Source organism: Nocardioides sp. IC4_145, assembly GCF_011250565.1.
Taxonomy (GTDB): Bacteria; Actinomycetota; Actinomycetes; order Propionibacteriales; family Nocardioidaceae; genus Nocardioides.
On record NZ_JAANMS010000011.1, the window covers coordinates 59,725 to 83,811 of the forward strand.

Genomic DNA, 24,087 nt, shown 5'->3' on the forward strand with positions numbered 1-24,087 from the left:
GGTCAGTCCAGAGCGCCCTCAGGCGGCGGCCTCGATGGCCTCGTTGGTGTAGTAGAGCTTCTTCTCCAGCGGGTGGAGCACCGTCTGGACCTTGTAGGTGGCGTCACCGATGCACCACAGCGCGCGACCCTTGTCCTGCATTGCCCACCCGGAGACGAGGTCCTGGGCGATCGGGCCGAGCCCGAGCATGGAGTCGAGCTCGCGGGCGACGCGGGGCTTCTGGGCGCCGAGGATCTTGATGTCGGCCAGCTCGAGGAGGTCCTTGGCGATCATCGCGGCCTGGGAGTCGGCGTCGCCGACGGACAGTAGGTCGGAGGGCTTGTGGAGGTTGCAGAACTGGATGTCGCCGCCCTTGCCGGCCATGCCGCGAGAGAGCCGCAGGTCGGCGTCGAAGCTGGCCACCGCGGCGGTTCCGAGACGCATCTGCTTCCAGACCTCGTCGCGCACGACGATGCGGAGGTCGCCGGGTTCGGCGATCTCCCGCAGGCCGCGGCCCCAGGAGTTCATGCACAGCAGCGCGATGCCCACGGCTTCGTCGCCCAGGCCGTCGAGCCGGGAGAGGCTGAACGACTGGATCGGGGCGCGCCAGTCGACTTCGATGTTGGTGAAGTCGTCGAAGAGGCCGGCCAGGGTGCCGGTGACCAGCTCGCCGAGCGCGTTGCGCAGCAGCCGGGTCTCGTCAAGGAATACGCGGGGGTTCGCGTACTCGCAGGCGCGGACGAGCTCTTCGGTGGGGTTGCGGAGCAGGTCCCACAGCCGCGGGATGGTCGTCTCCTGCAGCACCGTGTTGTCGGCGGCGTAGCCGGTGAGGATCGCCAGCGCGTTCCGGACGACGTCGGACTCGTCGGGACCGAACGGCACTCGGCGCTGGTCGTCGAGCTTCATGCTGCCGACGAGGCCGCGGATCAGGACCAGCCAGCGCTTGAAGATGATGGTGGCGCGCCGTTGGGCTTCCTCGGCCGAGAGCTTCTCCCAGTTGTGGCCGAGCGGGCCCATGGCCAGCGGGTTGATTCGTGCCCAGAGGCCGGGGGCGATGACGAACGGCTCGACGCCGAGCGCGCGGCACAGTGACTCGTACTCGTCCTTGGGGTCACCCAGTACCAGGGTGCGGTAGCCGAAGGGCATCATCCGGGTGCAGAACGCCTTGGTGGTGCCGGACTTGCCGGTGCCCGGCTTGGCGAACTGGAAGATGTTGGGGTTGGTCGCCGACACGTCGTCGCGCAGCACCCACCCGAACGGGTCGCAGTAGAACGAGCCGCCGGAGAGCTGGTCGACGCCCATCTGCGCCCCGGTCGGAGGCAGGGCCGGCGCGGACACGAACGGCCAGAACACCGGCGCCTGGTCGCTGGTCATCCGCCAGGCCTGCGCCGGCGCCGTGGCGGGCGCCCAGCCGCGGCCGCGGCGCGCGGCCCCGCGGCGCGGGGCGTACTTGAAGATCCGGGGCTCCTTGGCCTCCGGGGCGAGCGTGGGGATCGTGGGCAGGTCGTGGCCGAAGTCCGACAGCAGGGCGGCCATGTCGCGGCCGCTGCCACGGTTCCGCCGGGTGGTGGCGGGCATCAGGCGTCTCCGCTCCGGGTCAGGCTCATCCCGACGGGGATGGTTGAGGCGGCGAAGCCGACGTCCTGGGCGAGGTCGAGTCGCAGCGGCGCGAACCCGGCGCGACGGATCGAGGCGTCCAGGCGGCGGCCGAACTCGGTGATGCGCAGCGTCTTGGGAACCGTGACGGTGCAGACCGCGTAAGGCCGGACCAGCGCGTTGCCGCGGGCCAGCTTGGCGTCCAGGCCGCGGGCCTTGTGGGCCTCGTCCCGCTGCTTGGCACGGGTCTTGCGGCCGAGCTTCTCGTTCATGCCCTCGGCCAGGTCCGCGGCCCACTCGGCGTTGCCGGACTGCCGGTCGGCCTTGGACTGGGACACGATCGGGAAGGCGACAACGAACGAGCGCCGCTCCCCCGACTCGCTGGGAGTGAGGATCGGCGCGAGTGCGCCCATCGCGACGCCGCGGGTCGGGAGCTTGATGGTGGCGCTGATCGAGTTCCACGCGTCGTGGCTGTAGTGCCGCACCGTCGCGTCGGCGCCCGAGGGGCCAGCCAGCGCCCAAGGCACGTCGGCCTTCACGTTCGGGTCCATCTCCCGCATGGCGAGGGCCTCGACGATGCTGGCGCGGTCGCCGGGGGCGAACCCGGTCCGGGACGCCAGGGCGAGTTCCGGTGAGGTGAGCCAGCGGACCGACGTCATGCCCATCGGGCCGCGCAGCTGGGCCTCGATCTCGGCCATGAGCAGGTAGAGCTCGCGGCATCGGCCCTCGAACCCGCCACCGGACTCCTTGGCCGACCGGGCGATCCGGGTCTCCGGGACGACGATCGTGACGAACTGCTCGGTGCGCACCGACGCCTGGGTGAGGCCCACCGCGAGGTCGCTGTTGACGACCTCGGACAGCTCCGGCGCGTTGCCGCGGCGGTGCTTGGTGACCCACAACTCGCGCTCGGCACCGTCCTCGGGGACGGTGCGGATCATGAACAGGATCTCGTCGATCTTCTCGGTGCGGCCGGCGACGTCGAGCAGCCCGGCCAGGGCCTCGCCGTAGCGGCTGCGCTCCTCGGTGTCCTTCATGCCGATGCCGGGGTGGACGACCGCGGCGGTGACCGCCCAGGTCTTCGTGGCGTCGTCGTGGATCACTCCCCCGCGCTGCAGCTGCGAGCCGTGCGGCGGGCCGTCGTGGATCTTGATGCCCTGCAGCACCCCGGGAAGGTCGGGGGTGTCGAGGTCCTCAGCGCGCCCCTGGGCCGCCTTGGCTCGGAAGGAGGTCCAGCCGAGCAGCCCGCCGACGGCGTACATGCTCGAGGCGAACACCCAGCCGGTGGCCGAGCGGCCCCGGACCGGGATGACGGTGATGCCCAGCAGGAACAGCCAGACCAGCGCGAACAGGAACGCGGAGAACCACGCTCCGCGACTGATCGCCCAGAACGCCGGCAGGCTGGCCAGCGCCAGGAACATCAGCTGGCCTCCGGAGAGGCCGAAGAACCAGCCGATGCGGTCGCGCTGGTAGTCGACGTAGATGGTCATCGTCGCTTCCTTCCGGGTCAGTAGAGGTCGATCGCGGCTGCGGGCAGGTCGCGGGGCGCATCGGCTACACCGCCACCGGTGGGATCCCGCCGGCGGCCGCACCAGCCCCGCCGGCGCCGCCGGCCGCTCCCCCGCCACCGGCGGCGGGAGTCTTGGGCGTAGCTGCGGCTCCTCCGGACCCGCTCTGGCCGCCACCCGAGCCGCTGCCCGGTGCGCCACCGGTGGGCAGCGTCGGCGGAGTCGGAGGTGCCGGCGGCATGGGCGGGTTCGGCAGCGGGTCGCCGTCGCCGTTGTGGTGAAAGCCGGGGTGCGTGCCGCTGCTCTGGTCGCCGGACCGGCCACCCGACTGGCCACCGGACTGGCGGCCACCCATGCCGCTGAAATCGGGGCCGTAGGTGCTCTGCCCGACACCGGCCTGGTTGGCCTCGTCCGACATCAGGGAGGTGGCCTTGGCGCCGGCGGAGTTGATCCAGCCCATGCCGGTCGACAGCGCCTGCCCGACCGGGCCGAAGCTGCCAAGCACGCCCTGGGTGGACTTGTTGAACCGGTCGCCGGTCGAGGCCTCGGCGCTCTGCTCACCCGAGGAGCGGCCGTTGCCGTCGGCGGTCGACGCGGCCGCGGAGCCGCCGCCGGCACCGCCACCGCTGAGCAGGCCCTGGAGGCCGCCCTGGATGGCCATGCCCTGCCGGAACGACGCCCCGCTGGGGGTGCCGGGGTCGACGAAGGCCAGAAGCTTGAACAGCGCCAGCGGCGCCACGACGCTGATCAGGATCGTCATCACCGCCGGCAGGGCGGTGCCGAACGCCTTGGCGGTGTCGTCGGCGAGGTGCGCTGCCACTCCGTTGGCGAACTGCACGCCGATGCCCAACACCATCACCATCAGCACCGGGGTGAACGCCGCGGCGTGGAACCACCGCAGCGACTTCCAGAACCAGGAGCGGGTGAAGTCGAAGACCAGCCCGGCCGCCGACAGCGGGCCGGTGGCGGTCAACACCAGCAGCGACGCCGCGCGGGCCAGGTAGACCAGGACGTGCCCGATCGCGGCCAGCCACAGGAAGATGCCGAGGAAGGCGAGCGCGGTGGCCACACCGGCATCGGTGATGTCGTCGATCCCGAGGCCGCCCAAGGGGTCCCAGTCGGGCCAGGTCTGCACCTTGAGCAGCGACTTCATCAGCGCCTTGGTGATGGCGCCGCACGCGGCGACGATCATCACGCAGTAGCCGAACCAGCAGGCGCAGACCAAGACGAACTGACCGGCGCCGATGAACGCCCGCGCGAGCCCCTTCCCTTCGCGCTTGAAGGCGGCAGCACCGAGCTGAATCATCGCCAAGATGACCACCAGGGCGAGCGCGAACCAGAGCGTGAAGGCGTAGACGCCCTTACCCGGTCCGTCGGCCCGCAGGTCGGGGGTCAAGAACAGCTCGCTGAACGTGAGCACGATGCGCAGCACGAACAGGCCGGAGTTCCAGACCGCGAGCATGGCCCCGGTCCAGGCATCGGCCGCGGCCTTGGCGATTACGTCCCCGATCGCCTCGAACGGGTTGGGGATGTCGCCCAGGCCGGGGATGCCGCCACCGAACAGGTCGCCGACGTTCGGGAGTCCAGGAATGCCGGGGATCCCGGGGACTCCGGGCAGGCCCGGGAGTCCGGGCAACCCGCCGTCGCAGATCGCGTCGAGGATGCCGCAGCCGTCCGGGAGCAGCCCGGTCGCGCCGTCGAGGACGTCGCCCGCGCCGTTAATCAGGTTGCCGGCGCCGTCCTTGACCTCGCCGGCTGCGTCCTTGCCGCAGTCGATCGGGTCCTTGGCGCAGTCGACGGCGTCACCGCCGAGGTCGCACAGCGCGTCGGGGCCGGGGCAGCCTATCTTGACGTTGCGGGCCGGCAGCTGGCCGGCGATCTCGACCGTGGCGACGTGCGCCGTGGCGGCCGGCGGCTCGGCCGCGGCCGTGGCGGGCGGCTTGATGGCCATGGCCGCCCCGAGGAGCGTGGTGAGGACCAGGACCGCCAGGGCGCCGATGCCGAGCCGGGTCAGCCGGTGGAAGAGGTCGCCGGCGGTCACTGGGGGGCTCCGTTGATCGGGATCCAGCCGGCCTGCTTGTACTCCGGGGTGCCGGGCGCGACCGCCTTGGGCTGGCCGGTGGAGACCAGGTGCTCGATGTCCTCATCGCTGCCCTGGACCAGGCGCCAGTCGCTCACGCCGTCGACCTCGATCCACAGCATCAGCTGGGTGCCGGCGTAGAGCCCGTCGCTGACCTTGCCGTTGGCGGTGGTGAGGGTGACGTAGCTGAGCAGGTTCACCGCGTAGTAGCCGGTGTCGAGCTCCTCGAGGGTGTAGGCGATCGGCGTCACGGCGTACGACGCGGGCGGGGAGACGTCACCCTCCTTCGGGACGCCGGCCTGCTGGCGGCGCAGTGCGACGGCGTCGCGGGCTCGCTGCTCGAAGACGGCCTTGTCCTCGGGGTTGGCGTACAGGCCGGCGACGGCGGCGGCCTGGTCGTAGTCGAACCCGACCTGCGCCTTGGCGACCTCGACCTGCAGCGCGACCGCGCCCAGGTCGGTTTGGGGGAACCGGGTCGGGTAGCCGTCGGCCACCTCGGCGCCGGTCGGGATCACCACGCCGTCCGCGGGGGCGGTCTCCGGGGCGACCTGGTCGACCGAGACGTTCTGCCCCTGCTGCCCGGTCTGGCTCGAGGAGTCGCCGCTGGTCTTGTCAGTGCCGCCGCTGTCGTCGGTCCGGCCGCGCGCTCCGAGCCAGACGACGGTCGCCACCAGTGCGGCGATCACCACCAGGACGCCCACGCGCAGCAGGGTGGTGCGGGACTCCCCCATCGAGTCGTTCATGCGGTTGCTCATCTCAGTGCTCCCCTTCGTGGTGTCCGTCGTCGCCGGGGTTGGTGGGTTCGGTGGTGTGGTCGGTGGACCAGGTGCGCCAGCCGGCCTCGTGTGCCAGCTGGGTGCCGGGCCAGGTCGCGGGCGCGGGTGCCGGCGGGGCGCCGGGGGCGACCATCCAGCGACCGCCGACCCAGTGCATGCGCTCGCAGTGCGCGAAGGCGATCTGGCCTTCGGACTTGTAGGTGGCGCTGACCTTCATCAGCACGCAGACCGTGGCCCAGTCGGGGCCGTCGGTGCCCTTGACGAGCGCGGCGGCGGGCTCCAGCGACACCGAGGCGCTGGGGTCCTTGACCTCGCCCATCCCGGTGCTGGAGAGGAACGCGCGGACGCTGGCGGTGAGCCACCAGTCCTCCGCCCGGACCCCACCGGGCAGCGCCCAGGCGTTGTAGACCTCCTCGGCGGTGCTCAGGCTCATCGACTGCAGCACCGCGAGGTCGATCTGGGCCAGCTGGCCGATCGCGCCCTCCGGGGTCCGCGGGAACCCGGTCATCACGAACGCGGGCCCGTTGACGCCGGTCCCGGTCGGGATCTTGATCTCCGGGGCCTTGGCGCCGGTGGTCCCAGTGCTCTGAGTCGGGAAGGCCGCGCTTTCGGGCACGGTCAGCATCGGCTCGGCCGCGATCTCGTCGCGATGCGCGGCACCGCCGGCCACCGTCGAGCGCTCGGTCTCCCCGGTGGCCACGCCTGTCTTCGCGCTGGCCTCGTCACCGATGCCGGCGATCGCCAGGTAGACCGCGTAGACGAGGCCGCCGAGCAGGAGCACAGCCACGGCGACGGCGGCGGCCAGGATGCCGAGCAGCCGGCGCCGGCTCCACTCGCTGGTGCCTTCTGCCTTCTTCGTGGCTGCGCGCCGCATCAGATGCAGCCCTTGCCGAGGATCCCGTTGAGCATCCCGGGCAGCACCAGGTAGGCGATCGCGCAGGCGAACACGACCACCACCGAGATCACGCCGACCTTGGAGGCGTGCGGCAGGGAGAACACCCGGCCGGCGATGATCGCGCCGATCGCGATGATGATGCCGAGACCGAACAGGACGACGACGCCCCACAGCACGTAGCTGGTGATCTCGTTGGTGGGGCCGACGGCACCCGGGGGCGCCTTCGGGCAGACCTGGGCGGCCATTGGGAGGATTGCGGTCATGACGTCCATGGGTGGACTTCCTTTCTGGGGTTGCTGACCCGGGCGGGTCAGGCGCTTTCGCTGGTGTCGGTGGACAGGTGTTGGGGCTCGAGCAGCTGACGTGCTGCCGAGATCAGGGGGGCCGGGACGGGCCGGGAGTCCACGCCGTTGACCGCGAGGTCGCGGTCCTCGGGGATCTCCACGCACCGGTCCGCGTCCAGGGCGCGACGTACTGCGGGGCCGCCGGCGTGCTCGAGGCCGCGGGGCCACTTCTTGCGGCGCGGGCCGCGGACGGCGAGGGTGATCTGCCCGGGCTGCCAGTGGCCGGCGAGGAGGTCCACGACGACACCGGCGCGGCGCATCCCGGGGACGGTCGCGGTGGTGACCAGGACGACCTGGTCGGCGGTGCGGACGGCCTCGGCGAGCCAGCAGTCGGTGGCCAGCAGCTGGCCGGCCTCCCAGCCGACGTCGAGGATCGTCAGCTGGGTCTCGTGCTCGGCCTCGGTGGGCAGCGGGACCTCATCGACGCCGGCGAGGACCTCGCTGGCCCGCTCGAGCAGGACGTGGTCGCGCTTGCCCTGGCGCCAGTCGGTCGGGTGCAGGCCGAGCTCGGCGGTGCTGGCCGCGGCGAGACCGGATGCGGTGACCGAGCAGCACTCGATGACCCGGACCGGGCTGGCTGCGGCCAGGCCGGCGGCCAGGGCGACGGTGCTGGCCCCGACCGACCCGGCGCATCCGATCACGGCGATGGTGTGCTCGCCGTCGGCCGGGGTCCAGTCGTCCGCGGCGGCGGTGCCGCGGCCGCGGGGGCCCTTGCCGGCGCCGGGGCCGGTCCGGAACTCGCCGGCGCTCACCGCGTTCCAGGCCCGCTTGAGCTCGTCGACGCCGACCGGGCGGCTCGAGGTCTGGGTGCTCACTGGGCCTCCCCGAGGCCGCCGCGGCGGAACTCGAGCGCGGCGCGGACCGCGGCCGGGGTCAGGCTGGCCAGCTGTGCCTTGGCGGCCTGCACCTCGTGCAGCTGGGCGACGCAGCCGGTCAGCTGCTCGATCGCCTCGATCTCGCGGCCGGCGATCGCGAACAGCTCCGCGATCTGGTCCGGCGTCCGGCTCTCGCCGGCGTCCTGGGTGTTTGTCATGGGCTTCACCACCTCCAGTCGCCTATGAGTTGCGGGGCGGTTCGAGCGATCACTTCCGGGCTTATTCGTCATGGCCGAACTTCCTGGGGGCGGCCGCGGCGAGGGCGCGGACGGTGCGCGAGCCGTGGCGTCGGACGGTTGCCTCCGAGACCCCGATGCGGGGCGCGACCCGGCTGGAGACCTCGTTGCTGAGCAGGCCGCCGTAGCCGCGCGCCAGACGCCGGGTCTCGACCCGGTCGGCCTCCTCGACCAAGCACAGCAGCAGGTACCGGTCGGCGGGGCTGATGACCTCGTGGTCGCACGCCCACGCGAGCAGCTCCAGGAGCTCCTCGGTGGCCGTGGGCTCTTCCTGCTCGGGTCCGGCGTCGGCGAGGATCTCCGGGCGGTGGAACAGCGCGCCGGTGACCCGCTCGGTCGGCATCTCGGCCGAGTAGCCGGCGCCGCCGTCGGCGCTCGTCAGGTCGCCGGCCGAGAACGACTCGACGAGAGTCGTGTTCGCCCAGGTGCGGTCGGCCCGGGAGACGTAGAAGAAGTCGCCGACCTCGCGGAGCACGCCGACGCGGGTGTTGATCAAGATGTTGGCCGCGACCTTCCGGAGCCGGCGCCACTTGAACGTGCGGACCTCGATCCACAGCTGCGAGGCCACCAGCTCGTCGACCCGCTCGACCGCCGACCAGGTGCCCGCCATGACCGGCTGGCCGTCGCGGAAGACCTCGCGCGGCGGAAGGGTGCTCAGCCAGCCAGCGAGCCGGCAGGCGCCGGGCAGCAGGCACTTGGCGAGCGCGGCCGCAGCCGCGATGTCGTCACCCCCGTCGGGCGCGGCCAGCATGGCCAGCGCCAGGAGGACCTGGTCGGATTCTTCGTGGTCCACCGTCGGCAACCAGGAGCGCAGGTCGTCGAAGTTGTCGACCACGCCGATGCGCGGATCGGTGGCCACCCAGGCCGGCCACTTCTGGCGGGCCTGGTCGAGCAGTTCGCTGTTGTCGTCGAGGCCGAGCTGGTCGCCCACACTCATCGCACTCGCTCCTTTCGTCCGTGGCTGTGCACGGCAGAAAGGTCGCGAGCGGGCGTCCCCGCATCCGTCCCCCCAATTCCCTGATCTCGAGGGGGACGCTGAGGGGGGACGCGCGTTTGCGCAGGTCAGAGTGCGTCCCCCCGAAAGTTGAAGAAGTTTCTGGCCGACCCCTTGCGCAGCCCCGATGTCGAGATGCAGGGAATCTTGACAACTCGCTGTCAAGGTCAAGCTCTACTGAGCGAGTCGACAATCGCTTGGGGCCGTCGACGCAGATCGGGGCAGCACCGCCCAAGTCGCGTAGGGCATCGCATCGCCACGTGGCCCAGCGCCTTGACCTTGCAGTCAGGTCAAAGGTTTACGTTGGGCTCATGACAGGTCAGTACCGGGTGTCGCAGCTCGCCGCGGCGGGAGCGGTGCCAGCGACGACGGTGCGGTTCTATGAGTCAGCGGGTCTGCTTCAAGCCCAGCGCTCCGAGTCGGGATACCGGCTCTTCGATGACGACGCTCTGGATCGACTGACCTTCATTCGCGCCGCGAAGCACGTCGGGCTGCCGCTGGATGAGATCGGGGACCTGCTCTCATTGCGCGCGCGAGCCCATTGCACCGAGGTCAGGTCGCAACTCCGCCCGAAGATCGCAACGCGGCTCGACGAGGTCCGTGAGCAGATCGCAGAGCTTCAGGCCTTCGCCAGAGTCCTGGTGGACTCGCTCGACCAGCTCGACGCGCTGCCCGACCGGTCTGCTCCCTGCGATCCGGAGTGCGGGTTCCTTCGCGCGGCCGGCGAGCCGCCCCGCCCTTAGCCGCTCAACTCCTCCATCGCCTGGCCAGCCCGGGCCATCCGACCACGCCCACCGAGAGGTCCTCCTACGTGTCTGCCGTCGAAGCCCTCGAGCGCCACCAGATCACGATCTACCTCGGCGGCCTGGCCGGCGGCGCCGCGGCCGGCCTCGCCTGGTCGGAGCTGTCCCACCCGCTCGAGGTGGCGATCTACCCCGTGCTCGGGGCGCTGCTCTACGCGACGTTCTTGCAGGTGCCGTTCACCAGGGTTGCCGCCGCGTTCCGTGACACCCGCTTCCTGACCACCGTGCTGGTACTGAACTTCGTGATCGTGCCGCTCGTGGTAGCCGCCATGACCTCGGTCGTATCGCTGGAGCGCGCGGTGCTGCTGGGGGTGCTCCTGACACTGCTCACCCCATGCATCGACTACGTCATCGTGTTCTCTGGCCTCGCTGGCGGCGACAGCCAGCGACTGGTCGCCGCGTCCCCGTTGCTGATGCTCGCGCAGATGGCAGCACTGCCGCTCCTGCTCCTGATGTTCGTCGGCTCCGACCTGGCCGACATCGTCGAGGTCGGCCCGTTCCTCGAAGCATTCGGGATCCTAATCGCGTTGCCCTTGGGGCTCGCGTGGGCGACCGAGGCGCTCGCCGGTCGCCATCGTGCCGGTGAAGCGATCACCTCGGCCATGACCGCAGCCATGGTGCCCCTCATGGCCGCGACGCTGTTCGTCGTGGTCGGCAGCCAGGTGCCCAAGCTCGAGGGTCGGTTTGGGGACATCGCGGCCGTAGTCCCGATCTACGCCGGATTCCTGGTCGTCATGGGCGGCCTCGGGCTCGCGGCCGCCCGCCTTGCGCGCCTCGACGTCGGCCAGTCCCGCGCGTTGGTGTTCAGCGGCGCCACCCGCAACTCTCTGGTCGTCCCCTCGCTCTGGCGCTGCCCGCGGCGTACGCCGTGACACCGGCCATCGTGGTCACCCAGACTCTGGTCGAGCTCATCGGGATGTTGGCCTACATCCGCCTCGTCCCGCACCTGATCCGAAACCCAGATCCCGCCACGTCTTCAACGAGATAGACAAGCCAAGAAGTCAGGCTTGCATTCCGTACCTAGGTCCGGGTTTACCGTCGTAGACATGACCACCGAGACAGCGAACCTGACCATCGAGGACGACAACTGGGTCGCCGCGGCCTGCACCCTTCCCACCGTCGAGCAACCACTGCGCCGCCAGGAGTTCGACGACCTCTTCGCCACCGACGTTCTCGACGTGATTGAGGAGTCGGCAACCCGGACCCGGTTCTCACTCCGGCCCGACGCGCAGGCAGCGAGCCGAGCGGCCGCGCTGGCGGTGAAGGAGACTGGCTGCTGCTCGTTCTTCGACTTCGACCTCGCCATCGCCGGCGGCAAAGTCACGCTGAGCATCGGAACCGCCCCCGCTCACCAGGAGGTCCTCGCCGCGCTCACCACGCGCGCCAAGACCCGGACCGGAGACCCCGCATGACAGGCGCCCTACGGGCCGGACAGGTCGCCGAAGCCGTCGGCGTCAACGTCGAGACGCTGCGCTACTACGAGCGCCGCGGCATCATTGCCGAACCCGACCGCAGCCCCGGAGGGCACCGGCTCTATCCAGAAACCACCGTCACAACGCTCCGGGTGATCAAGGCCGCTCAGAACCTCGGCTTCACCCTGGAGGAGGTCGCCGAACTCCTAGAAGCCGGCCGTCACCACCACGGCCGCCAGCCGTCGGGGCTGCAAGCGAGAACGGAGGCGAAGCTGGCCGAGGTCGAACAGAAGATCGCAGACCTCCAGGTCATCAGGGCCAGCCTGCTCGCCGCCCGCGACGCCGGCTGCGACGACCTCATCCAGTGCGCCGAATCCGACTGCTGTCCCATCCCCTTCGTCCAGATCACGACCCGACCCGAAACGAGCACCGCGTGAACTTCAAGGACCGCCACCTGTTTGGCGCCGGCGCCGCAGCCTGCGCCGTGTGCTGTGCCGCACCGATCCTCGCAGTGCTCGGTATCGCCGGTGCCGCCGCAACGGTCGCCACATTCGTGTTCGCTGGGGCCGTCTTCGGTGTAGTCGTCGCCGCCGGCGCAGCGCTCGCTTACTTGACCCAGCGGCGCCGCAGCCGCGCGGCGACCTGCGGACCCACGCCGCCCGGTCCGGTTGACCTCGAGCTGACCACCAGGGGCACCGACTCCTGAGCCTCGCGAGCCACAGCGCACCGCATCGCTCGATCTGCAATCCCTACTTTGACGAGTCCATGTGATCAGGCCCGGTTCGACAACTCTGCCCGCTGAGCTGCTGCCAATCTTCGCTGCATCTCGACACCCGAAATGCCCGGTCGAGCTGCGCCTACCGGGCACTGTCGCGGCCGCGATCGAGCAGGTGAGCGCCCACCCCCGGCGGCGCCGCGGCGAAGTTTCCGGTTCTTCTGCCGCCCCGCGACGGGGCGTGCTCTACTTGGCGCCAGAGCCCCAGGTGACCCGAGACGCCTGGGGCTTTCCCCTTGGATCGGGCACCCCACCCGGCCGGCTATCTCCCGAGCCGTCCCGCCTCGATCCGCCCGGAGAAACGAGAACAGGTCCCCGTCCTTGCTCGAGGACGGGGACCTGTTGCTGACGGGGAGCTAGGGGGTGACGCCGACGCCGCGTGGGCTCATGTAGGTCGCGACCGAAACGATGCCCAGGTGCCAGGTGGCGCTCCACTCAGCGAAGGTCGAGAAGCCGCCCGGCCCCTGCTCCCCCACGGCCACGATCGCCTCTCCTCGCGGGCCAGACGTGCGATCCACTCGGCCGGGTGGTCGTCAACGAACTCGCCCTCCACGACCACCGGCGGCTCGGCGACGAACTCACCCTCTGGCGCGTCGATGATGCGGACGTCGCGGCCCTGGCCAACGTCGAGAGCCCACCCGGTCAGCCTGGGGTACTGGATCGGGTTCCCGGGCTGGAGCAGGCCGGCCTGGAACGCCCGCCAGGTTGGCGCCATGTCGTACATCCGCGGCCGCGGGTCGATTCCCCGCTTGAGCCACTCGGCAAGCCCCGCGAACAGACCTATCCGCGGCGGGATGCTTGGGAGCTCGGTGAGGCGAGCCCAGACGTTCTCCATGGCCTTGCCCGTCACTGGGTCAGCACCTGGGCCTCGCCGATGCGGATCGGCAGCGGGTCGGTGGTCAGGTCGAACTCGATGGTTCCGGACTGGCCGCCACCGGTCCACTCGACAACCCAGTGGCTCGTGGCAGTGACCTGGTAGGCGCCGTCGGGCTGGTCCGTCGACATCTTCGCGTACCGGTGCCCGCAGGTCGGCGAGTCCTGCTTGCCGTAGTGATCGGCGTACGGTGTGCCCTTGCCGGTGCAGGTCACCTTCGTCCCGTCACCCATGTCCCACACGATGCTGGAGACGCTGGCGGTGGCACTGACCGACACCGACCCCTCGCTGGCCGATGCAGTGATCGGGCCGAACGTGTCGTCGGTCGGGCTGTCGACCCACATCCACACCGGCAGCCCGACGAGGCCGGCCCGGTTCGGACCTGACTCAGGGACGATGCCGATCTTGATGGGGTCCAAGTCCATTGAGGCGATCGCTCGGTTAGCGAGCACTACCGGATCGATGCCGACTTCACCCGTCTGCACCCACGTGTACTCCCAGGAGGACCCGGGCGGCGGGAAGTAGCAGACGTGCCAGGCGCCGTCTTCTTTCGTCTGCCCATCCGGCGGAACGAGATTCTCGCCCAGCTCCTCAACAGAAGGACCGATCCAGCACTCGTGCAGGCTGCTCCACACCGAACCACCGGGGCCCGTGCACGGAATCTCCCGACCGTTGTAGTTGCAGGTGGAAGAGCCCCCACCAGGGTCCCCACCGCCACCGCTTGGGTCACCGCCCCCGTCCGAGCAGTCGAGCTCGAACTGACCCGTCTCCGGGTTGTAGATCTCCTGGCAGTCCGCGCTCGCGCTCGTGGCGGTCAAGACGACGACAACGAACGCCGCGGGAACCGCCAGCACGAGCGCGAGTATGCGCCTCAGCATGACTGATCCCACTTGACGTCGGAGTTGGAGACCTTCCACGCGCCCTTGTCACGAACGACCGTGTACTCAATCGGAACAGGGTTGCGCAGCGGGTCACCGTTCGGATCGGTGTGCTTGATCTTCTTGCCGTCCTTGTTGCGCTCCACGACGTCCGTTCGATCCTCACAGTCGATGATGAGGATCATCGAGTCCGATCGGCGGCGCGGCTCGGCGAGCGTGTGCACGTACTCCCCCGTGACCTTGATGTCGTACCGCTTGAGGGTGACAACAGCTTCTTGGATCTTGAGGAACTCGTCCCCCGTTGCCACCGGGTTGAGGCGCTTGAAGCCGATCGTGACGGCACGGTAGAAGTCGTCGCGCGCCTCGAGGTACTTCGTCAGCTGTTCGGCCGCCTTCTCCTCATCTGTCTTCGGAGTCGGCGAGGCGGTGGGCGTCGTCGGTGATGAGGACTGGCTCGGGGTCTCCTGGACCGTGGGCTCGTTGTCGTCGCCGCCGCAGCCCGTGAGAGCCAGGGCGAGGGCGAGGGCGAGGGCCACTCCCCCGAGTGCGGAGTGGTACTTCCTCATGCGGTGTCTCCTCCTGTGGTGGGCGGGCCATGACGGATCGCTGGTTGACGTCGTTGGCGATGTGCTCGAGGTGTTCTTCGGCGGCGTCGACGAGCTCGGCGAGCGAGCCGTTGTCGGCCGGGTCGAACCCCGAACTTCTTGTCGGCGTTGTAGAGGGTTCGGATGGTGTCGCGCACGAACACGGCCCGGGCGATACGGCGGGCGTCGAGGTCTGCGTGGTCGGCGCCGGCCGCGGCGTAGCGGCCGCTGAGCTCCTGGTCGAACGTTGCCATGTGCTGGTGCTCCCTTCCCCGAGTCAGCTCGCGAGCCAGCCGTGCGTACGGATGATTGTCTTCGTGCGCTCCGACAGTTCCATGGGCGCGTCGCCGTCGTCGGACCGGTTGCAGATCTCCTCGCGCAGGATCCGGTCGGCCTCGAGCTGGTCGCCCTCGGCCTTCATGACGTGGGCCAGGCACAGGCGGGTGCTCTCGCCGTCGGGGTCGGCCCGGTTGGCGACGTAGGCCGCGGAGCGGGCCTTGACCAGGTCGCCGGCGGCGAGGGCCTCGGTGACGACGATGAGGGCGGCGTCGGCGATCCAGCCGCCCGCCATGAGGTCGACGCGGTCGGGCTCGTTGGCGAGCCAGGCCCACCCTTCCTCGCGCAGCTGGCTGAACGGCTGGGTCTCTCCGACGAGCTCGAGCGCGGTGCACAGGTCGGCGACACCTTCGGCGCCGCCGCGGGCCTGGCCGCGCTTGCGGAGCCGGAGGAACAGGTCGAGGTCGACGAGCAGGCCGTCGTCGACTTGGTAGACGTTGACCCCGGTGAGCTTGGCCGCCGGTGCCTTGTCTGCGTAGGGCAGGTGGTCCTCGCCGGTGCGGGGGTTCGTGCCGAGCCAGTCGCGCACGATGTTGGTGTAGTCGCGCACCTTGCCGTCGGAGATCGAGAACGCCTCGCGGATCTGCTCGCGGGTGGCGCCGTGCTTGCGGTGCAGGGCGAGGAAGGCCAGCAGCTCGGTGAAGTACGGCTTGCGCTTGGCCAGCGCCTTGCCGTGGGTGCGCGCGGTGACCGGGCCGAGCAGGGTGAGCCGCGGACGGTCGCAGTCGGTCGAGAACCAGTCGGCAATGTCCTGGTCGAGGGTGGGGTCCTTCTCCTCGACCTCGGCGCGGACGTGGGCGGGGACCTTGGGGGCCAGGGCCTCGAGGTCCTCCTGCACGATGGCGCTCTCGCGGATGTACTCCTCGTCCTCGCCCTCGAGCAGGGAGGACATCGGCTCGTCGACAGCATCCTCGGGGGTGTTGCGCGGCAGGGTGTACTCGCGGCGCAGGGCTCCGGAGGAGTCGGTGTAGGCCTCCCAGCCGTCGGTGGCGGTCTCGTCCACCGGGGTGTCGACGTACTCCGGGATCTCACTCTGCGCGTAGACCAGGGCGCAGCCGCGGGCCTCGTCACTGGTGAGCCCGACTGCGATCAGGTTGAGGCCGGCGTGCTCGAGGATGACGCGGCCGGTGTTGGTCATGTGCAGCAGGGCGCCGGGGGTGTTGGGGCGCTCGCCGGCGACCACGATGGAGGTCGCGGACTGGCCGACGTGGTCGTTGACCAGCTGCAGCAGCTGCTCGAGGTCTGCGGGGTCTCCGGCCGCGGCGTCCAGCAGGAGCATCCGCGCGGGCCAGGTGTCGTCGTCGACGCTGCCGGTGCGGGCCGTGGACACGTCGGTGTCGTGTCGCTTCGCCCGCTCGACGGTGGTCATCGCCGCGTCGAGGATCTCCGCGGTTGCGGGCGTGCCGGCCGCGCCGGTCGGGTAGTAGGTGATCCGATCGTCCATGGCGACGGTCTCCTCGGCCACGCCGATGCAGTCGACCTGGACGCGGCGCGACCACGGGTTGACGGCCAGCTGGGCGGCGAGGTGGCGGGCGAAGTCGCGGCCGTAGGTGGGGTCGCCGCTGATGGTCAGAGTGGAGAGCTCCTCGCAGTTCAGTAGCCAGGTCTCGCCGGTGTCGCTCATGCCGATGGTCGCCAGCAGCGGGTAGGGCGGTTCGACGTTGCCGGTGTCGGGGCCGAGGTCCTCGAACGCGGTGTCGGTGGTGACGTGCCAGTGGGTCTGGTCGGGGCTGCCCACCCAGGGAGCGGGGACGGCGGCCGGAGCGCTGAGGTGCAGCGTCAGCTTGCCGTGCGCGAGCTCCACCGCGGCGAGCGGCGGCATCGTGGTGCCCTGGGCTCCGACCGCGGCCGCGAGGCGGCGCAGGGCCTCGTCGGCGAACTCCACGGTGGCGGCCGCGGCTGTGCCGGTCGCGTTCAGGGTCATCTCCACCGGCGCGAGCTCGGGCGGCGGGGCGGCGATAGCGCGGCCGGGCGGCCGGTTCCGGAATGCGGAGCGCCGGCGCGACCGCAGGGCCATGAGCAGGGCTCCGGACAGCAGGACGCCCCCGCCGGTGAGACCGGCGAGGACCCAGGGTGCCTCGAGGATCGAGTCGTCGGTGTCGTCGACCTGGTCGACGTCGGCGGCCGGTGCCGCCGGCTCCTCGGCCCGGGGGACCTCGGGTGCGACGGTCTCCGGCGCCGGGGTCTCTTCGGCGACCGGCGGGGTCTCCTCGGCCGGCGGGTCCACCGGCGGCTGCTCGTCCCTGGGCTCTGCTGGCGTCTGCGGCTTGTCCTCGCGCGGCTGCGGCTGGTCCTGCCGGTCGTCGGTCGGCGTCTCGGCGCCGGGGATGTTGAGCTTCCAGCCCACGTCGATCACGTCGGGGTCGGTCAGCTGGACTCCGCCGGGCTGGGTGATAGCCGTGGAGGCCTTGTAGATCTCCGGCCACCGGTCGGCGTCGCCGAGCTTGTCCTGCGCGATGTCGCTGAGGGTGTCGTTGGGCTGCACGGTGTAGCCGTGAGCCGGTGCTGCATCGGCGGGCGCCGGCAGCTTGAGCACCCATCCGGGCTCGAGGAAGCTCGGCTGGGTGCCGAGCAGGTCGCGGTTGAGCTCAGCGATCTCCTTGTAGCGGGCTCCGTCGCCGAAGTGGTCCTCGGCGATCGACCAGAGGCTCTCCCCCGGCTTCACTGCGTGGTCGACGGTCTTGGGTCCCTGGCGCTCCTGCGTCGTCTCAGCCTTGACGTCCTGGCGGGCGGGTGCCTGCGCAGCGTGGTCGGCGCCGGCGGTGACGTGCCCCACCGTCGCCGGGGCGGCGGCGGCCGAGCTGATCGTGGTCGCCTGCGCCGCGATGGGGGCGGCGATGAACAGCAGCGCGGCCAGGCCGATGAGGCCGCGCGCTGCGGCCTGGGGCTTGCCCAGGCCGGGCAGTTGGGGTGCCTGGACCTTGCGGAGCGCTGCGATGGCCTCCACGACGAGGCTGAGAGCCATGAAGGCCCACGCGACCCAGCCGATCACCTTGAACAGGCCGAGGACGAGCGTGCCGTCGTCGGGCGCCAGGAGCGCGTTCTTGACGCTGTCCAGGGTGGGCATCTGGTCGGGGATCGGGCTGGCGCCGATCGCGAGGAAGAGGGCGGGCAGGCCGAGGACGATGCCCAGCACGGCGAGCGAGGCGGCGAGGCCGGTGAGTCGCTGGCCGATGGTGGGGTGGGGCGTGGTCATCGTTCGATGCCTCCTTCGGCGCGGATGAGCCGCGCGGACGCCTCCCCGGTGACCTGCATGGAGTCCAGGCCGATGATCCCGAGGAACTTGCTGGTGTAGGTGTCGGTGGTGGTGACGATCAGGGTGTCGCCGTTGACGACGCGCGCGGTCCCTTCCACGCCGGCGGCGTGGAGGTAGTCCTGGGCGGCGGCCTTGGCGGCGTTGATGTCGACCCGGAGGTCCTCGCCGCGCACCGCGGTCGAGCCCTGGACCTCCTGGGCGCCGGTGCGAGCGGCCTGGGCAGCGGCGCTGCGGGCCTGCTGCTGGGTGTGGACCTTGCCGCCGAGGTCGACGGCCATCCCGACGAGGACAATCATCGCGAAGGACGCGGTGGCGAACCAGACGCTGATGGAGCCGCGCTCATCGCGCGCACGACGCGTTCCGAGGAGGCGGCGCAGGTGGCTGATCATCGGCGCTCCCGGTATGCGTCGACGGGGCTGCTGGCGGTCGCGGTGATCGTCCTGGTGCCAGGCAGACCGGGGATGGCCAGGTCGGCGACGTCAACCTTGCAGGTCACCGTGGCGGTCACCTGGGCGGTGGTGCCCAGCGGGGCGTTGAACGCCGCGGCGTTGACCGTCACGCTGGTGGTCGCGCACTGCAGGCCCTGGTCGTTCAGGCTGCTGTTGGCCGCGGACTTGCCGGAGCTGATCGCCTCGCTCTGGGTCCGCTCGATGGACGCTGCCCGAGCTGCCTCGTAGGCGGCGGCCTCGACGGACTGCTTGGCGATCTCGACGCGTCCGCCGAGGATGATCATCGCGATGAACAGGCCGAAGGCCGGGACGCCGATCGCGGCCTCGATGGCCACGGATCCGCGCTCGTCCCGGCGGCGTCGGGAATCATGAACTCGCCAGGTCATTCGGTCAGCCTTTCGACCGGGACGCTGGCGCTCTGCCTGACGGTCACCTGCCAGCCGGGGATCACGCTCAGCGACTTGCCGGTGACGATGATCGTTGCCGTTGTGGTGGTCCGGGATCCGGAAACACTGGTGGAGGTCATCACGTCGGATCCGCCGGCATCGTGGAGGAAGGTGTTCGCCGTGGCGACACCGGACTCGCGGGTTCCGGTCTCGCTGCCTGCCTCGCGGGCGCCCTCTTGCGCGGCCGCGAGCGCTACCTGCTTCGCGTGGTAGTACAGGGCTCCCTGGAGGCCGAGGAACATCAGCAGGAACAGCGCGGGCATCAGGAAGACCATCTGGATGGTCACTGACCCGCGCTCGTCCCGGCTGCGGCGCTGAGAGCTGGCGAACATGACGGAGCCGGTCCTGACTACTTGATCTTGCCGGACTCGCTGGTCACGAAGGCCTTGATGGCTGCGACGACGATGGCCACGATCGCGATGGCTGCCACCGCCCAGAGCACTTCCTGAATGGTGACCGAGCCGCGCTCGTCGCGCTGCCTGGTCGCGCGGTCCTCGAGGGATGCGAGCACGGTCAGAGCCGCCATCTGGAGGGCGATGAAGAGCTTCAACATCGGGGTTCTTCCTTCCTGGTTTGGTTTCGGTTGCGGTCTGGGGTGACCCGGGTGCGAGGGGTCGGTGTTAGGTCGGTCAGGTGGCGAAGCGGAGCATCGACGGGGTGACGAGGATCGCCATGAAGACGATGCCGAGCAGGCTGGCCGGGATGTACATGCGCTCGGAGGCCGCGTTGGCCTTGCCGAGCTCGGCGCTGAGCATCGCCGAGCGAAGCGCCGCGGCGCGGGCCCGGAGGTTGTTGTAGATCTGGGCTCCGTCCTGGCCGGACTGCTGCATGATGTCGGCGAGGTCGTCGAGCTCGGGGACGCCGAGCTCGTCGGCCAGGCTGTGCAGGGAGTCCCACGGTGCGCGGGTCATGTATCGGGCGCGGCGCAGCTCGCTCTCGATCCGCTTGAACACCCACTTGTCGCCGACCTCGGCCGCCGAACGCAGCGCCTGCTGGCCGCTGGATCCGTCGCGGACACCGGTGGCGACCATGTCGATGTAGGCGCCGAGGGCCCGGTTGAACTCGATGCGGGCCTTCTTGGCGTCGTCGGTGGCGTTGTAGTTGGGCATGAACCAGAACAGGGCAGCCAGGGCCAGCGACCCGAGCGTGGGGATCGCGAACGGCAGCGGCAGCCCGATCAGCGAGAAGAAGGTGGCCAGAAGCGGCGGCATGATGAGGCCGAGCAGGGCCCAGACGACTTTCTCGCCGTAGAACCGGGTCTCACTGATCTGCAGGATGGCCAGGTCCTTGTGGGGCGTGTGTACCCACGCGCCGCCCGGAAGGTTCTTCATCGCCCACAGGCCGATCCGGTCGACGGCCGAGCCGGTGTCGGTGCCGGCCTCGTCGACGCCTGGGGCGCCGCGGCGGGGCACGACGGGGTCGGGCGAGAGCCGATCCAGCGCGTCGACCAGGTCGGGGTCGGAGGGCGCGAGGCGCCACACGAGCAGGGCGAGGGCCAGTCCGAGTAGGGTGCCGCTGGCGAGCGCGAGCTGCAGGCCGGTCATGCCAGTGCTCCTTCCTTCTCGCTGTGCGCTGTGCGCTGGGCGGCGCGGTGGGCGTTGCGGGCCTGGAGGTCGAGGAACCGCGGGAGCGGCTTGGCAACGGCCATCCGGCGCATCCAGAGCAGGGTGGCCACGTACGCGGTGAGCAGGACGGCGAGGACGACCTGGCCCAATGGGGTGCCGTAGGGCTCGATGTAGTCGCCGGTGAAGGCGAGGATGCCGAGCACACCGAGGGTGATGACGGTGACGGTGCGGGCGGTGGTGCGGGGCTTGGCCTGGTCGGCGGCGATCTGGCGTCGGGCGCGGACGTCGGCGGCGACGGTCTCGGCGAGGGCGTCCAGTGCCTTCGACAGTCCGGCCTGTCCGCGGCCGCTGGCGGCCAGGATCAGTTGGCTGGCCACGACGTCGCCGGTGGAGTCGTTGAGGTCCTCGGCGAAGGCGCGCAGGACGTCCTCGGTGGAGGAGGTGTTGTTCCACAGCCGGGAGACCATCAGCCCGACCTCGCGCTCGATGGGTTCCGGTGTCGACTGCAGCGACTTGATGAGCGCCGAGCGCAGGGACTGCCCGGCGGTCAGCTTGCCGGACAGGGATCGGGTCCACTCCTCGAGCGCTTCGAGCTTCTCGATGCTCGCGGCGGCCGGCGGCGGTGTGAGCAGGAGCGGGATGCCAACGATCGCGGCCGGGACGAGGACGATGGCGATCACCCAGCCGGTCACCAGCGCGACCAGGAGGCCGGCCACGGCGCCGCCGATCATGAGCATTCGGGTGCGACGGTCGAGACGGACGAACCAGCTGCCGAGCCGTCCGAACGGGGTGGTGGTCCGGGCTGGCTTCGGCGGCTTGGGCGGCGCCGGGATCTTCGCGTAGACCATGCCGATCAGGCCGATGACGATGAGGGCGCCGAACACGGCGGGCAGGAACCCCGATGACATTGGGCTCATGAGGTGGCCACCCCCGGGTTGGCCTGGGACTCGGCCTTGTACGCCTCGAGGTCGAATCCGTGGCGTGCCAGCTCCTGGGCGAGGAAGTTGTCGAGCTTCCCGGTCGCGACGGCCTGGCCGAGCTGGTTGGGCGCGAAGATCGGGGTGGTGGCGTACCCGCGGGCCGCGTCGATGCTCGGCTGCACGACCAGGACCTCCTCGACCCAGCGCTGCTTGCGGAAGGTGCCGTCGCCGTTGGGGACGACCTCGGAGCGCAGGTACATCACGATGTCGATCGCCGCGGCCAGCTTGCTGATCGCCAGCTCGCGGGTGACCTGCGGGCCCTTCTCCATGGCGCAGGAGACGAGCTTCTCGATGGTGTGCTCGGCGCTGCGGGCGTGGGTGGTGCTGATCGAGCCCGGGCCGGACTCCATGGCCTTGAGCATGTTCCAGACCTCCGGGCCGCGGACCTCACCGACGATCTGGCGGGCGAGGTTGAACCGGAAGGAGTGGTGGATGGCCTCCTCGAGGCTGAACTCACCGGCCTGGCGACCGTCGATGCCGACCTCGCCGGATCCGGGGCGGTGCTCCCACGCGTGGACGATCTTGTGCCGGTCGACCAGCTCGTGCAGGTGCAGCTCGAACTCGGTCTCGAAGGTGCCGATCATCTCCCACGGCGGGATGCACGAGCACAGGGCGCGGACCCAGGTGGTCTTGCCCGAGCCCTGGACGCCGGAGACGACGATGCTCTTGCCGGCCCGCACGCAGGCGGCGAGGAAGTCGGCCAGGACCGCGGTGCAGGCCTTGCGGTCGTAGACCATCTCGTCCATCGACACCTCCCGCATGCCGTGGCGGCGGATCACGACCGAGGTGTAAGCCATCACCCAGGAGCCGGCAGCGAGCCGCGCTCCCCCGGGCAGCCGGAGGTCCAGGTGCGGGCGGGCCTCGGTGAAAGGCCGGTTCTGCCTGGCGCCGAGGTCGGCGAGGAACTCGCGCAGCTCGTCCTCGGAGTCGGCGATCGGGTCGGCCTCGACCAGGGTGCCGTCGACCAGCTCCAGCCACACGGCGCATTCGGGGCCGCGGGCGATGACGATGATGTTCTCGACGTCCTCGCGCTCGACCAGGGGCTGCAGGCGGCCCAGACCGAACAGGGCGGCGTGGAGGGCGGACTTGAGCGCCTTCTCCTGGTCCTTGGTCCATGGGGGCCGGCCGGTGGAGACCAGTGTCTCGGCCTCGGACTTGATGAGCTCCTCGATGACGTCGAGGCCCATCTGCTCGCGGTCCTCGTCGGTGACCCGGCCACCTTCCTTGTCGAGCCGGGCGGTCAGTCGCGAGGAGATCTCCGCGCGGTACTGCGCGATCAGCTCCCAGTCCAGCTCGACCCGGCCGTCCGCGCCGGGGACGTTGTGGTGGTGCTCTTCGGGTGCGGGCGCCACGAGCGGGCGCAGGCTGAACTCCGAGCGAGCGCGGCCCGGAAGCTCCTGCTCGCTGGTCCAGGCGCCGGCGAAGATCGGCAGGGAGGTCGGGTCGTGGTCCTCGACGACCGGCGGCGGGGGCGGCGGGGTGCCGTTGGTGCTGCGGCCGCGGGCGAAGGGCGAGGTCTGCTCCCGGTTCGCGGCGTGACGGGCCTCAAGCCACTCGTCGGCGCGCAGCGGGTCGCGACCGTTGGTGTCGGGGTGGTGTCCGTTTGTGTTCATGCGTGGCCTCCGTTCGTGGGAGCGAGGGCGGCCTGGTTGGCGCGGAGAATGGACTGGATGGCCGCGGCGCTGGCCCGGTAGCCGCGCAACAGCCCGGAGGACTCGAACTTGCGGCGCTTGCGGGCGCCGTGGGAGTAGACCTCGGCCACCTCGGGCTCCCATTCCACGGAGGCGACGACGGGGATCTGCAGGGCCTTGGCGATGTGCCGGGCGCTGTAGGGCCGGACTTGGGCGCCGGTGGGGATCGCGGGCCAACGTCGCTCCTCGTCGACGAGGAGGACCCCGAGCCGAGACAGGCCACCGACGCCGGCGAACTGTGCCCGCAGGGTCTTGGCCCAGCTGGCGGCGCCGGCCAGGGCCGGCAGCGAGCTGCGGGTGACGAGCAGGGTGAGGTCGGAGGCGGCGATGAGCGGCTGGGGCCAGCCGGCGAGGCCGAGCCGGCCGGCGTCGACGATGACGTCCTGGCCGTTGCGCTCCAGCGCACGCAGCTGCTCGGTGAGCGGCTCCCACAGGGGCAGCAGGCTGGGGGCCTGCTCGTGGGCCCGGATGCCGGGCAGGAACCACGCCGCGCGCTCGGCCGGGGCCTCGGGGTCCAGCAGCAGGGTCTCGCGCGGTAGGGCCTCGGCCAGCGTTCCCTCGCGCAGGGAGAGGGCGAGGTTGATCAGTCCGCCGGTCGGCTCCTGGGTGCCGTGGAAGAAGCCGGCGAACAACGAGGAGGAGCCGGTCGGGTCGGCGTCGACCAGGAGCACCGGTCGGTGCCAGTTGAGGGTGAGCCCGAGCGCCGTGGTGGAGACGCCGGGCGAACCGCTCGCGGAGGCCAGGGCGATCAGCGCCAT

The 24,087-nt window shown here is 70.7% G+C and carries 25 protein-coding genes; 5 read left to right on the forward strand and 20 right to left on the reverse strand.

The features are described 5' to 3' along the window. Positions 1-18: 18 nt before the first annotated feature. The 9 genes from G6553_RS07260 to G6553_RS07300 form a co-directional block, all read right to left on the reverse strand. On the reverse strand, positions 19-1,557 hold the full coding sequence (locus G6553_RS07260; protein WP_166190554.1) for an ATP-binding protein: 1,539 nt from the start codon (positions 1,555-1,557) through the stop codon (positions 19-21). Beyond that, on the reverse strand, positions 1,557-3,062 hold the full coding sequence (locus tag G6553_RS07265; RefSeq protein WP_166190556.1) for an SCO6880 family protein: 1,506 nt from the start codon (positions 3,060-3,062) through the stop codon (positions 1,557-1,559). The genes G6553_RS07260 and G6553_RS07265 overlap by 1 nt, the downstream gene beginning before the upstream one ends. A 64-nt stretch (positions 3,063-3,126) precedes the next feature. Next, a complete protein-coding gene (locus G6553_RS22080) occupies positions 3,127-5,121 on the reverse strand; it encodes a type IV secretion system protein (protein ID WP_166190558.1) in 1,995 nt (664 codons plus the stop codon). Continuing rightward, entirely contained in the window at positions 5,118-5,915 is a 798-nt protein-coding gene (locus G6553_RS07275) for a hypothetical protein (protein WP_166190559.1), read from the reverse strand. The genes G6553_RS22080 and G6553_RS07275 overlap by 4 nt, the downstream gene beginning before the upstream one ends. Before the next feature lies 1 nt (position 5,916). Next, a complete protein-coding gene (locus G6553_RS07280) occupies positions 5,917-6,810 on the reverse strand; it encodes a hypothetical protein (RefSeq protein WP_166190561.1) in 894 nt (297 codons plus the stop codon). Beyond that, complete coding sequence (locus tag G6553_RS07285) at positions 6,810-7,103, reverse strand: hypothetical protein (RefSeq protein WP_166190562.1); 294 nt, start codon at positions 7,101-7,103, stop codon at positions 6,810-6,812. Before G6553_RS07285 ends, G6553_RS07280 begins: the two co-directional genes overlap by 1 nt. Positions 7,104-7,141: 38 nt before the next feature. Then, positions 7,142-7,990 carry a hypothetical protein gene (locus G6553_RS07290; protein WP_166190564.1) on the reverse strand — a complete coding sequence of 283 codons (849 nt, stop codon included), beginning with the start codon at positions 7,988-7,990 and terminating at the stop codon, positions 7,142-7,144. Then, on the reverse strand, positions 7,987-8,208 hold the full coding sequence (locus G6553_RS07295) for a hypothetical protein (protein WP_166190565.1): 222 nt from the start codon (positions 8,206-8,208) through the stop codon (positions 7,987-7,989). The genes G6553_RS07290 and G6553_RS07295 overlap by 4 nt, the downstream gene beginning before the upstream one ends. Before the next feature lie 61 nt (positions 8,209-8,269). Next, positions 8,270-9,223: a hypothetical protein gene (locus G6553_RS07300; protein WP_166190566.1), complete on the reverse strand. Its 954-nt coding sequence runs from the start codon at positions 9,221-9,223 to the stop codon at positions 8,270-8,272. 368 nt (positions 9,224-9,591) lie between these two features. Here G6553_RS07300 and G6553_RS07305 point away from each other — a divergent pair, with 368 nt between their 5' ends. The 5 genes from G6553_RS07305 to G6553_RS07325 all read left to right on the forward strand — a co-directional run bounded on the left by G6553_RS07305 (position 9,592) and on the right by G6553_RS07325 (position 12,201). Further along, the gene (locus G6553_RS07305; protein ID WP_166190568.1) at positions 9,592-10,023 is read left to right on the forward strand and encodes a MerR family transcriptional regulator; all 432 of its coding nucleotides are present in this window, start codon (positions 9,592-9,594) and stop codon (positions 10,021-10,023) included. A 68-nt stretch (positions 10,024-10,091) separates the two neighbouring features. Further along, positions 10,092-10,955: a bile acid:sodium symporter gene (locus G6553_RS07310; protein ID WP_347565567.1), complete on the forward strand. Its 864-nt coding sequence runs from the start codon at positions 10,092-10,094 to the stop codon at positions 10,953-10,955. Positions 10,956-11,129: 174 nt separating this feature from the next. Beyond that, positions 11,130-11,495: a hypothetical protein gene (locus G6553_RS07315; protein ID WP_166190569.1), complete on the forward strand. Its 366-nt coding sequence runs from the start codon at positions 11,130-11,132 to the stop codon at positions 11,493-11,495. Then, complete coding sequence (locus tag G6553_RS07320; protein WP_166190571.1) at positions 11,492-11,932, forward strand: MerR family transcriptional regulator; 441 nt, start codon at positions 11,492-11,494, stop codon at positions 11,930-11,932. Before G6553_RS07315 ends, G6553_RS07320 begins: the two co-directional genes overlap by 4 nt. After that, positions 11,929-12,201 carry a hypothetical protein gene (locus tag G6553_RS07325; RefSeq protein WP_166190572.1) on the forward strand — a complete coding sequence of 91 codons (273 nt, stop codon included), beginning with the start codon at positions 11,929-11,931 and terminating at the stop codon, positions 12,199-12,201. The genes G6553_RS07320 and G6553_RS07325 overlap by 4 nt, the downstream gene beginning before the upstream one ends. A 915-nt stretch (positions 12,202-13,116) precedes the next feature. On the opposite strand, the gene G6553_RS07330 is transcribed toward G6553_RS07325, so the two are convergent. The 11 genes from G6553_RS07330 to G6553_RS07380 form a co-directional block, all read right to left on the reverse strand. After that, positions 13,117-13,998, reverse strand: coding sequence for a hypothetical protein (locus G6553_RS07330; protein WP_166190574.1), 882 nt, complete (start codon positions 13,996-13,998; stop codon positions 13,117-13,119). A gap of 17 nt (positions 13,999-14,015) precedes the next feature. Beyond that, positions 14,016-14,588 (reverse strand): hypothetical protein, encoded by a 573-nt coding sequence (locus G6553_RS20645; protein WP_207619470.1) that lies wholly within the window; start codon positions 14,586-14,588, stop codon positions 14,016-14,018. A 295-nt stretch (positions 14,589-14,883) separates the two neighbouring features. Next, a complete protein-coding gene (locus G6553_RS07340) occupies positions 14,884-18,138 on the reverse strand; it encodes a LysM peptidoglycan-binding domain-containing protein (RefSeq protein ID WP_166190576.1) in 3,255 nt (1,084 codons plus the stop codon). Next, positions 18,135-18,587: a pilus assembly protein TadG-related protein gene (locus G6553_RS07345; RefSeq protein WP_166190578.1), complete on the reverse strand. Its 453-nt coding sequence runs from the start codon at positions 18,585-18,587 to the stop codon at positions 18,135-18,137. Before G6553_RS07345 ends, G6553_RS07340 begins: the two co-directional genes overlap by 4 nt. Beyond that, positions 18,584-18,982, reverse strand: coding sequence for a TadE/TadG family type IV pilus assembly protein (locus G6553_RS07350; protein ID WP_207619471.1), 399 nt, complete (start codon positions 18,980-18,982; stop codon positions 18,584-18,586). The genes G6553_RS07345 and G6553_RS07350 overlap by 4 nt, the downstream gene beginning before the upstream one ends. Before the next feature lie 47 nt (positions 18,983-19,029). Further along, positions 19,030-19,380, reverse strand: coding sequence for a pilus assembly protein (locus tag G6553_RS07355; RefSeq protein ID WP_307833543.1), 351 nt, complete (start codon positions 19,378-19,380; stop codon positions 19,030-19,032). 62 nt (positions 19,381-19,442) lie between these two features. Then, positions 19,443-19,646, reverse strand: a complete 204-nt coding sequence (locus tag G6553_RS07360) for a hypothetical protein (RefSeq protein WP_166190583.1) — start codon at positions 19,644-19,646, stop codon at positions 19,443-19,445. A gap of 76 nt (positions 19,647-19,722) precedes the next feature. After that, entirely contained in the window at positions 19,723-20,637 is a 915-nt protein-coding gene (locus G6553_RS07365) for a type II secretion system F family protein (protein ID WP_166190585.1), read from the reverse strand. Continuing rightward, complete coding sequence (locus G6553_RS07370; RefSeq protein ID WP_166190586.1) at positions 20,634-21,566, reverse strand: type II secretion system F family protein; 933 nt, start codon at positions 21,564-21,566, stop codon at positions 20,634-20,636. The genes G6553_RS07365 and G6553_RS07370 overlap by 4 nt, the downstream gene beginning before the upstream one ends. A gap of 5 nt (positions 21,567-21,571) precedes the next feature. Then, positions 21,572-23,251, reverse strand: a complete 1,680-nt coding sequence (locus G6553_RS07375; protein WP_166190588.1) for a CpaF/VirB11 family protein — start codon at positions 23,249-23,251, stop codon at positions 21,572-21,574. After that, positions 23,248-24,087, reverse strand: a complete 840-nt coding sequence (locus G6553_RS07380) for a ParA family protein (protein ID WP_166190590.1) — start codon at positions 24,085-24,087, stop codon at positions 23,248-23,250. Before G6553_RS07380 ends, G6553_RS07375 begins: the two co-directional genes overlap by 4 nt.

Excerpts from the sequence above, each read along its gene's own strand:
- G6553_RS07260 (WP_166190554.1), bottom strand. The coding sequence starts at position 1,557 with ATGCCCGCCACCACCCGGCGGAACCGTGGCAGCGGCCGCGACATGGCC.
- G6553_RS07265 (WP_166190556.1), bottom strand. The coding sequence starts at position 3,062 with ATGACCATCTACGTCGACTACCAGCGCGACCGCATCGGCTGGTTCTTC.
- G6553_RS07275 (WP_166190559.1), bottom strand. The coding sequence starts at position 5,915 with ATGAGCAACCGCATGAACGACTCGATGGGGGAGTCCCGCACCACCCTG.
- G6553_RS07280 (WP_166190561.1), bottom strand. The coding sequence starts at position 6,810 with ATGCGGCGCGCAGCCACGAAGAAGGCAGAAGGCACCAGCGAGTGGAGC.
- G6553_RS07285 (WP_166190562.1), bottom strand. The coding sequence starts at position 7,103 with ATGGACGTCATGACCGCAATCCTCCCAATGGCCGCCCAGGTCTGCCCG.
- G6553_RS07295 (WP_166190565.1), bottom strand. The coding sequence starts at position 8,208 with ATGACAAACACCCAGGACGCCGGCGAGAGCCGGACGCCGGACCAGATC.
- G6553_RS07300 (WP_166190566.1), bottom strand. The coding sequence starts at position 9,223 with ATGAGTGTGGGCGACCAGCTCGGCCTCGACGACAACAGCGAACTGCTC.
- G6553_RS07305 (WP_166190568.1), top strand. The coding sequence starts at position 9,592 with ATGACAGGTCAGTACCGGGTGTCGCAGCTCGCCGCGGCGGGAGCGGTG.
- G6553_RS07315 (WP_166190569.1), top strand. The coding sequence starts at position 11,130 with ATGACCACCGAGACAGCGAACCTGACCATCGAGGACGACAACTGGGTC.
- G6553_RS07320 (WP_166190571.1), top strand. The coding sequence starts at position 11,492 with ATGACAGGCGCCCTACGGGCCGGACAGGTCGCCGAAGCCGTCGGCGTC.
- G6553_RS20645 (WP_207619470.1), bottom strand. The coding sequence starts at position 14,588 with ATGAGGAAGTACCACTCCGCACTCGGGGGAGTGGCCCTCGCCCTCGCC.
- G6553_RS07340 (WP_166190576.1), bottom strand. The coding sequence starts at position 18,138 with ATGACCACGCCCCACCCCACCATCGGCCAGCGACTCACCGGCCTCGCC.
- G6553_RS07345 (WP_166190578.1), bottom strand. The coding sequence starts at position 18,587 with ATGATCAGCCACCTGCGCCGCCTCCTCGGAACGCGTCGTGCGCGCGAT.
- G6553_RS07360 (WP_166190583.1), bottom strand. The coding sequence starts at position 19,646 with ATGTTGAAGCTCTTCATCGCCCTCCAGATGGCGGCTCTGACCGTGCTC.
- G6553_RS07365 (WP_166190585.1), bottom strand. The coding sequence starts at position 20,637 with ATGACCGGCCTGCAGCTCGCGCTCGCCAGCGGCACCCTACTCGGACTG.
- G6553_RS07370 (WP_166190586.1), bottom strand. The coding sequence starts at position 21,566 with ATGTCATCGGGGTTCCTGCCCGCCGTGTTCGGCGCCCTCATCGTCATC.
- G6553_RS07375 (WP_166190588.1), bottom strand. The coding sequence starts at position 23,251 with ATGAACACAAACGGACACCACCCCGACACCAACGGTCGCGACCCGCTG.
- G6553_RS07380 (WP_166190590.1), bottom strand. The coding sequence starts at position 24,087 with ATGGCGCTGATCGCCCTGGCCTCCGCGAGCGGTTCGCCCGGCGTCTCC.